This is a genomic window from Reyranella sp., assembly GCF_052439685.1.
Lineage (GTDB): Bacteria > Pseudomonadota > Alphaproteobacteria > Reyranellales > Reyranellaceae > Reyranella.
In genome coordinates, this window is sequence record NZ_JBQVQG010000070.1 from 1 (window position 1) to 1,871 (window position 1,871).

At 63.9% G+C, this 1,871-nt stretch carries 2 protein-coding genes and 1 pseudogene; 2 read left to right on the forward strand and 1 reads right to left on the reverse strand.

All coding sequences use genetic code 11. From position 1 onward, the window contains the following. Both ACT6UX_RS30345 and ACT6UX_RS30350 read left to right on the forward strand, forming a co-directional pair. Positions 1–227, forward strand: a 227-nt coding sequence (locus tag ACT6UX_RS30345) for a pyridoxamine 5'-phosphate oxidase family protein (protein WP_444778855.1), incomplete at its 5' end; no start/stop codon positions are given. A gap of 74 nt (positions 228–301) precedes the next feature. Continuing rightward, a pseudogene (locus ACT6UX_RS30350) lies at positions 302–1,071 on the forward strand (IS5 family transposase). 31 nt (positions 1,072–1,102) lie between these two features. On the opposite strand, the gene ACT6UX_RS30355 reads toward ACT6UX_RS30350, so the two are convergent. Next, a partial coding sequence (locus tag ACT6UX_RS30355; protein WP_444778856.1) for a zinc-binding dehydrogenase occupies positions 1,103–1,871 on the reverse strand: 769 nt, incomplete at its 5' end.

The window sequence follows — 1,871 nt, forward strand, 5'->3', positions numbered from 1 at the left end:
ATCCGAACGTGTCGCTCGCCTTCCAGGGCGATGACATGTTCATGGTCGCGGTTCAGGGCAAGGCCGAGATCATGCGCGACAAGGCCGCATTCGAGGACCACTGGAATCCCGATCTCGACGACTGGTTCGAGGACGGCGTCGACACCGAAGGTCTGGTGATGATCAAGGTGAGCGCGGAGCGGGTTCACTATTGGGACGGCGAGGAAAACGGCGAGGTGAAGCTCTAGGTGACATACCCATAAACGAGATTCCCAAGGGCTCTGCGGTGTGATTCCCTTCCTGCAATCGACAGGAGGTGTTTATGGCGCGTTTCGATCTGACGGATTTCGAGTGGTCGGTGATCCAGCCGCTGCTTCCGACGAAGGTGCGCGGTGTGCCGCGCGCCGATGACCGCAAGGTTCTGAACGGCATCTTCTGGCGGCTGCGCACGGGAGCGCCTTGGGCTGACATTCCGGCGCGCTACGGCCCCTACACGACCTGCGTCAACCGGTTCAACCGGTGGCGCCGAGCCGGCCACTGGGCGCGTATTCTTGAAGCCGTATCAGTCGCTTACGACGGCGACGTGCAGATGATCGACTCGTCTTCGATCCGCGTCCACCAGCACGCCGCCAACGGCCAAAAAAAGACGAGCGATCCCGTTGCATGGGTCGCTCGCGCGGCGGCTTGACCACTAAGATCCATGCGCTGGTCGATGCCGAAGGACGTCCGATCCGGCTGAAACTGACCGAGGGCCAGGCTCACGACGGCCGCTCGGCCGCCGACATGTTCGAAACGCTGGAGGCCGGGCACATCCTTCTTGCCGACCGCGCCTATGACGGCGACGCGCTTCGCGCAGCAATGGCCGAACGCGGCGCATGGGCCAACATCCGATCCATGCCAAACCGCGTCAAAGCCTTCCCGTTCAGCGCATGGGTCTACCGCCAGCGCAACGCGGTCGAACGGTTCTTCAACAAACTCAAACACTTCCGCGCCATCGCCACCCGATACGACAAGCGCGACGACAACTTCCTCGCTTCGGTCCAACTCGCATCAATCCGCATATGGTTGCGGAGTTATGAGTCGGTCACCTAGACTTGTATCGAAATCAGCAAATCATTGGCCGTCAGTCGGCGAAGGAAAGCTGGACTTTCGTGAAGCGTGCGCGGTCAGCGGCCATCCCAAAGGCCGTCGCGGCGTCGTCGAGATCGTGCGTTGCGGAGATGATCGGGCGCACGTCGATCCGGCGCGAGGCTATCAGGCCGACGGCCTGCGCGTATTCGCCGACGAAGCGATGCGTTCCGACAAATGCGATTTCCTTGCCGACGAGCAGGTTGAGCGGCACTGCGACGTCGCCCGCGACTCCGACTTCGACCAGCGTGCCCTGCGGGCGGGTGGCGGCGATGGCGGAGCGGATGGCCGGGCCGGCGGCCGAACATTCGAATACGACGTCGAACGTGCCCTTGCCCGCGCCATAGGCGTCGAGGCGCTCGCCTTCCGTCCCGACATTGATGGTTTCGTCGGCGCCCACGCGACGCGCGGTTTCGAGCGCCATATCCTGCAGGTCGGTAACGACGATGTGGCCCGCGCCCGCATGGCACAGCGCCGCCACGACCAACGCGCCGATGGGACCGGCTCCGGTGACGAGCACCGACTTGCCGGCGAGGTTGCCCGCCGACATGCCGGCACGGTTCAGAGCATGGAGGCAGACCGCGAGCGGTTCGGCGCAGGCCGCCTCGCCCAGCGAGATTTCGGGATTGTCGATCCGCACGCACTGCAAGGCATCGACCACCATCAGGTCGCGGAAACCGCCCTGCTCGTGCGGATAGCGCAGCGCCGAGCCGAAGAAGCGCATGGTCAGGCAATGCTGTTGCAGGCCTTCGCGGCAATAGCGG